The organism is Ruminococcus sp. RTP21359st1_H3_RTP21359_211015 (assembly GCF_040909065.1).
Taxonomy (GTDB): domain Bacteria; phylum Bacillota; class Clostridia; order Oscillospirales; family Ruminococcaceae; genus Hominimerdicola; species Hominimerdicola aceti.
The window spans coordinates 1-5,424 of record NZ_JBDGDD010000060.1 but is presented as its reverse complement, the minus strand read 5'-3'; the positions used below and the strand labels follow the sequence as shown (position 1 = coordinate 5,424).

At 48.1% G+C, this 5,424-nt stretch carries 2 tRNA genes and 3 rRNA genes; all 5 read right to left on the bottom strand.

What is annotated here, in order from left to right:
- Positions 1-3: 3 nt before the first annotated feature.
- The 5 genes from rrf to AB5Z01_RS13430 all read right to left on the bottom strand — a co-directional run bounded on the left by rrf (position 4) and on the right by AB5Z01_RS13430 (position 5,038).
- A 5S ribosomal RNA gene (rrf, locus tag AB5Z01_RS13450) occupies positions 4-120 on the bottom strand.
- 74 nt (positions 121-194) lie between these two features.
- Positions 195-3,031: ribosomal RNA gene (locus tag AB5Z01_RS13445) — 23S ribosomal RNA — on the bottom strand.
- Between the two features lie 159 nt (positions 3,032-3,190).
- Positions 3,191-3,267, bottom strand: a tRNA-Ile gene (locus AB5Z01_RS13440).
- A gap of 33 nt (positions 3,268-3,300) precedes the next feature.
- A tRNA-Ala gene (locus AB5Z01_RS13435) sits at positions 3,301-3,376 on the bottom strand.
- A gap of 148 nt (positions 3,377-3,524) precedes the next feature.
- Positions 3,525-5,038: ribosomal RNA gene (locus tag AB5Z01_RS13430) — 16S ribosomal RNA — on the bottom strand.
- Together the 16S, 23S and 5S rRNA genes with 2 tRNA genes alongside form the textbook arrangement of a ribosomal RNA operon.
- Positions 5,039-5,424: the final 386 nt, after the last annotated feature.

Sequence of the window (5,424 nt, the reverse complement as noted above, 5' to 3'; positions counted from 1 at the left end):
AGGTGTCGGCAGCACCCTATCTTACCGGGACGTTACCATCCAAGTATTTTCGGCGAAGAAGAGCTTAACTACTGTGTTCGGCATGGGAACAGGTGTGACCTCAACTCAAACGCCACCGACTAAGTGAAGAGGAACGAATCCTCAAAATTGAATAATGAAAAAGCTGTTGGTTAAAAGGAGTAGTCATAACCAATAAGGTTAAGCCCTCGACCGATTAGTACTCGCTAGCTAAACACGTCACCGTGCTTACACTTTGAGCCTATCAACCTTGTAGTCTTCAAGGGGTCTTACTCTGTAAACAGAAGGGATATCTTATCTTAAGGGCGGCTTCACGCTTAGATGCCTTCAGCGTTTATCCGTTCCGCACATAGCTGCCCAGCTGTGCCACTGGCGTGACAACTGGTGCACCAGAGGTGCGTCCATCCCGGTCCTCTCGTACTAGGGACAGCTCCTTGCAAATATCCTACGCCCACGACAGATAGGGACCGAACTGTCTCACGACGTTCTGAACCCAGCTCGCGTACCGCTTTAATTGGCGAACAGCCAAACCCTTGGGACCGAATTCAGCCCCAGGATGCGATGAGCCGACATCGAGGTGCCAAACCTCCCCGTCGATGTGGACTCTTGGGGGAGATCAGCCTGTTATCCCCAGGGTAGCTTTTATCCGTTGAGCGACGGCATTTCCATTCACATACCGCCGGATCACTAACTCCAACTTTCGTTACTGCTCGAACCGTCATTCTCGCAGTTAGGCTCGCTTTTGCGTTTACACTCTGACGCATGGTTTCCATCCATGCAGAGCGAACCTTTGAGCGCCTCCGTTACTCTTTAGGAGGCGACCGCCCCAGTCAAACTGCCCACCTAACAATGTCCCCCGACTTGCTTCAAAGCCGCAGGTTAGAATTCCAGCACTCCAAGAGTGGTATCCCAAGGTCGACTCCACACAAGCTGACGCCTGTGCTTCCCAGTCTCCCACCTATCCTGTACGTGAAATACCGAAATCCAATATTAGGCTACAGTAAAGCTCCATGGGGTCTTTCCGTCTAGTCGCGGGTAACCGGCATCTTCACCGGTACTACAATTTCGCCGGGCGGGTTGTTGAGACAGTGCCCAGATCGTTACACCTTTCGTGCGGGTCAGAACTTACCTGACAAGGAATTTCGCTACCTTAGGACCGTTATAGTTACGGCCGCCGTTTACCGGGGCTTCAATTCAATGCTCTCACATCTCCTCTTAACCTTCCGGCACCGGGCAGGTGTCAGCCCCTATACGTCATCTTTCGATTTAGCAGAGACCTGTGTTTTTGCTAAACAGTCGCCTGGGCCTATTCTCTGCGGCTCAATCACTTGAGCACCCCTTATCCCTAAGTTACGGGGTCAACTTGCCGAGTTCCTTAACAACCCTTCTCCCGTTGGCCTTAGAATCTTCTTCCTATCTACCTGTGTCGGTTTGCGGTACGGGCACCTAAGATATTCATACAGCTTTTCTTGTCTCTTTCCATGATGACTTCTCTACTCATTTTCGATCCCTTACGACCGGGTCAACCATCGCCCGGCTACATCACTTCTAAAGCGTCCCTGTACTTAAATCTTTCGGTGGCTACGGAATTTCAACCGTATGTGCATCGGCTACGCGTCTCCGCCTCGCCTTAGCCCCCGGCTTACCCTGAGCGGACGAACCTTCCTCAGGAAACCTTAGATTTTCGGCCATTATGATTCTCACATAATTCTCGCTACTCATTCCGGCATTCTCACTCGAATAAAGTCCACCAGCGCTTCCGCTCTGACTTCACCCCTTATTCGACGCTCTCCTACCACTCTAAATTACTTTAGAATCCCAAGCTTCGGTACATTGTTTAGCCCCGTTGAATTTTCGGCGCAGGGTCACTCGACCAGTGAGCTATTACGCACTCTTTTAATGAGTGGCTGCTTCTAAGCCAACATCCTGGTTGTTTATGCAACCCCACATCCTTTTCCACTTAACAATGTTTAGGGACCTTAGCTGTGGGTCTGGGCTGTTTCCCTTTTGACAATGAGACTTATCTCACATTGTCTGACTCCCGTGAATCAATTATCTGGCATTCTTAGTTTGATAGGGTTCAGTAATCTTTCGACCCCTAGCCCATTCAGTGCTTTACCTCCAGTAATCTTTCACGAGGCTAGCCCTAAAGCTATTTCGGAGAGAACCAGCTATATCCGAGTTCGATTGGAATTTCTCCGCTATCCACACCTCATCACCGGCCTTTTCAACGGACGTGTGTTCGGCCCTCCATGGAGTTTTACCTCCACTTCAGCCTGGACATGGATAGGTCACTCGGTTTCGGGTCTATTGCATACGACTTATTCGCCCTATTCAGACTTGCTCTCGCTTCGGCTCCGTACCTTAAGCACTTAACCTTGCCGCATACAATAACTCGCCGGACCATTCTACAAAAGGTACCCGATCACACTTTGACGTGCTCTCGGTGCTTGTAAGCATAGGGTTTCAGGTTCTTTTTCACTCCCCTCCCGGGGTTCTTTTCACCGTTCCTTCACAGTACTATTCGCTATCGGTCATTAGGTAGTATTTAGGCTTGGAGGATGGTCCCCCCATCTTCCCACGGGGTTTCACGTGTCCCGCGGTACTTTGGATACAGCTCGCTGACTCTCTCTTTCGCTTACGTGACTCTCACACTCTTCGGTACGTTTTCCCACACGTTTCAACTAGAAATTATCAATACTAAATGCTGTCCGAAACCCCATAAGTATTGCTACCTATGGTTTAGCCTCTTCCGCTTTCGCTCGCCACTACTCACAGAATCTCGGTTGATTTCTCTTCCTCGCCCTACTTAGATGTTTCAGTTCAGGCGGTTCCCCTCATATACCTATTTGATTCAGTATATGATGTATGTGCATACACATACGGATTGCTCCATTCGGAAATCTGCGGATCAATTCATACTTGCTGATCCCCGCAGCTTATCGCAGCTTATCACGTCCTTCATCGGCTCCTAATGCCAAGGCATTCTCCCTACGCTCTTCTTAGCTTAACCATTTTTGAATTATGTCTAATCCTCTTAATTTTTATGCTAATTGCAGGTTTTTTACCCGACTTTAACTTTCGTTATTGTCGTTCATTTTTCCTCATTTGCATTACTTTTGCTTTTCATTATTCAATTTTCAAGTTTCATTCCTTGCAAGATCTCTCTTGCTGGTGGGCACAAGTGGACTCGAACCACCGACCTCACGCTTATCAGGCGTGCGCTCTAACCACCTGAGCTATGCGCCCATTTAGTTATTAGTTCGTTCTTCCTTCGTCCCTTGGTGGAGATGAGGAGAATCGAACTCCTGACCCCCTGCTTGCAAAGCAGGTGCTCTCCCAGCTGAGCTACACCCCCATATGCAGGGACTAGGTACTCCATTGTGCTGTTTTAAAGATACTGTTTCCAGCATCCTCAAAATTGAACAAAAACTACTTTCTTAAACCTTTGCTGACCGGAGAATTATTTTATGAGAAGTTTTCTTTTCCTTCTCTGTTCTCCATAGAAAGGAGGTGATCCAGCCGCACCTTCCGATACGGCTACCTTGTTACGACTTCACCCCAGTCATCAATCCCACCTTCGACTGCGTCCTCCTTGCGGTTAGACTACAGGCTTCGGGTGTTACCGACTCCCATGGCGTGACGGGCGGTGTGTACAAGGCCCGGGAACGTATTCACCGCAGCATGCTGATCTGCGATTACTAGCAATTCCGACTTCATGTAGGCGGGTTGCAGCCTACAATCCGAACTAAGACTGCTTTTAGGGGTTCGCTCTACCTCGCGGCTTTGCATCCCTCTGTTAACAGCCATTGTAGTACGTGTGAGGCCCAGGTCATAAGGGGCATGATGATTTGACGTCATCCCCACCTTCCTCCGTTTTGTCAACGGCAGTCCTGCTAGAGTGCTCTTGCGTAGCAACTAACAGTAAGGGTTGCGCTCGTTGCGGGACTTAACCCAACATCTCACGACACGAGCTGACGACAACCATGCACCACCTGTCTATATGTCTCCGAAGAGATTTCACTCATCTCTGAGCTATGCATACGATGTCAAGACCTGGTAAGGTTCTTCGCGTTGCTTCGAATTAATCCACATACTCCACTGCTTGTGCGGGCCCCCGTCAATTCCTTTGAGTTTCAACCTTGCGGTCGTACTCCCCAGGTGGATTACTTATTGCGTTTGCTGCGGCACGGAAGGGGTCAGTCCCCCCACACCTAGTAATCATCGTTTACGGCGTGGACTACCAGGGTATCTAATCCTGTTTGCTCCCCACGCTTTCGAGCCTCAGCGTCAGTTAAAGCCCAGTAAGCCGCCTTCGCCACTGATGTTCCTCCTAATATCTACGCATTTCACCGCTACACTAGGAATTCCGCTTACCTCTACTTCACTCAAGAACCACAGTTTCAAATGCAGTTTATGGGTTAAGCCCATAGTTTTCACATCTGACTTGCGATCCCGCCTACGCTCCCTTTACACCCAGTAATTCCGGACAACGCTCGCTCCCTACGTATTACCGCGGCTGCTGGCACGTAGTTAGCCGGAGCTTCCTCTTCAGGTACCGTCTTTTTTTTCGTCCCTGAAGACAGAGGTTTACAATCCTAAAACCTTCTTCCCTCACGCGGCATCGCTGCATCAGAGTTTCCTCCATTGTGCAATATTCCCCACTGCTGCCTCCCGTAGGAGTCTGGGCCGTGTCTCAGTCCCAATGTGGCCGATCAACCTCTCAGTCCGGCTACTGATCGTCGCCTTGGTAAGCCGTTACCTTACCAACTAGCTAATCAGACGCGAGCTCATCTTTCAGCGATAAATCTTTGATAATCAAATCATGCGGTTCAATTATGTTATGCGGTATTAACGATCGTTTCCAATCGGTATCCCCCTCTGAAAGGCAGATTGCTCACGTGTTACTCACCCGTCCGCCACTAGATCAGAAAAGCAAGCTTCTCTTCTCTCGTTCGACTTGCATGTGTTAAGCGTGCCGCCAGCGTTCGTCCTGAGCCAGGATCAAACTCTTAATTAAAGTTGTATATCAAAAGCATCTCTGCTCTTGTTATCCTGTTTCAGTTCACTTCACTGAACGTACATTTCTTTTACGTCTTTATGTTAGACCTTTAATTCTTTTTCTCAAAAGAATCTCTCAAGGGTTTCGTACTATTCGTCTTTGTTCAATTTTCAAGATGCTGTTTCGTTACACTCTTTTGTGTCGTGCAACTTTTACATTATATCACACTTTTTATCTTTTGTCAACCCCTTTTCTGAAGCTTTTTTCAAAAAAGTTTTTTGACTTCCGATTTTTTAGTGTTTTCTAATGTGCTGTCTTAAATCAGCTTATCTATTATATCATATTAGCTAAGCTTTGTCAAGACTTTTCTTTGTGAATTCTTTATGAATTCGTTTGAACTCTTT